Below are 1,411 nucleotides of genomic sequence, written 5' to 3'. Positions count from 1 at the left end.
TAATGCCGATCAGTTAAGAAGTTGACATTCGGCATAAGAGGATCAAAATCCGATGATCGTAAGGTCATCGGATTTTTTTGTGCAACTTCAACAAGCCCTCAATACGGCATTTAATGCCAGTACCCAATTCAGCACCTTTGAACAGCTATCGTCATTTCTCGACCCTACCATTATCGATACCGCGTTTGTTGAATCAGGGGTAGCAACCGTCAGGAAACGCAGGCTTCCACTTGAAGCGGTAATGTGGTCTGTGATTGGAATGAGTTTGTTTCGACAAGAGTCTGTCTGGCATATTGCGAATAAAATGGATATTGCGTTACCGGGTAAGAATCCGCTGGTTGCGCCCAGTGCTATGGTTCAAGCCAGGCAACGTTTAGGTGTTGATGCCGTCAAAGCAGTGTTCAAAAAAATGGCTCATCATTGGTATCAATCCCAGCGATTCGAAACATGGAATGGACTAAATCTGCTAGCAGTAGATGGTGTTGTATGGCGTACAACGGATACGCCTGAGAACCGTGAGAAGTATGGCTCAGCGAGCACGCAACATGGTGATACCAGTTTTCCACAGATACGCATGGTTTGCCATATGGAGCTCACTAGCCATCAGCTACTCAATAGCACCTTTGACAAATATAAATCCAATGAAATGGTATTGGCAGAGCAGCTCATTGATGATACGCCTTGCCACTCTCTTACCCTGTTTGATAAAGGCTATTACTCACTTGGATTGTTAAACCGCTGGCATAGTAATGGTCAGGAACGGCACTGGCTTATTCCAGCAAAGAGAGGGCTTCAGTATGAAGTGATACGTTCCCTTGGTCGCAATGATAAAGTGGTCAAACTGATGACAACGGCTCATGCACGCAAACGATTTGATGACTTGCCAGACTTTATTGAAGCACGCCTGATTACGAAGGAGATAAAAGGAAAAACCTGTCAGGTATTAACGTCCATGGTAGATGCGATGCGTTTTCCAGGAAATGAAATAGTGGAGCTGTATAGCCATCGATGGGAAATTGAACTGGGGTTTAGGGAAATCAAACAAACAATGCTCAATAGCGAATATACCCTGCGTAGTAAATTACCCGACATGGTTGAACAAGAAATGTGGGGATTACTGCTGGCCTATAATCTTATACGCTCAGCGATGACGGAAGCGGCAAATAGAAAAGGAATATGGCCTAATCAATTAAGTTTCAGTGGCTGCTCAAGTACCATTGTTGCCTTCTTGATGACTCTCCAACTAACCAGCCCCGGAAAACTGCCTATCCTATATAACTCGCTTATTGACCAATTGGGCTTCTACCAGTTACCACCACGAAGGGAAGATAGGGCTTATCCAAGATGGGTAAAACCGAAAACAAATCGATATCCCCATAAAAAGAAAAATGCCAGTCAGCTTAACTGACTG

Annotated in this window: 1 protein-coding gene; it reads left to right on the top strand. The window is 44.2% G+C overall.

The window, feature by feature from the left end; translation table 11 throughout:
• Nucleotides 1-79: 79 nt before the first annotated feature.
• Nucleotides 80-1,408, top strand: coding sequence for an IS4 family transposase (locus tag H8B19_RS18800; RefSeq protein ID WP_186508688.1), 1,329 nt, complete (start codon nucleotides 80-82; stop codon nucleotides 1,406-1,408).
• Nucleotides 1,409-1,411 lie beyond the last annotated feature (3 nt).

It is taken from the genome of Neptunicella marina (assembly GCF_014270035.1).
In the GTDB taxonomy this organism is placed as follows: domain Bacteria; phylum Pseudomonadota; class Gammaproteobacteria; order Enterobacterales; family Alteromonadaceae; genus Neptunicella; species Neptunicella marina.
Note: the sequence above shows the minus strand (reverse complement) of the source record. Positions and strands in the feature narration are given on the sequence as shown.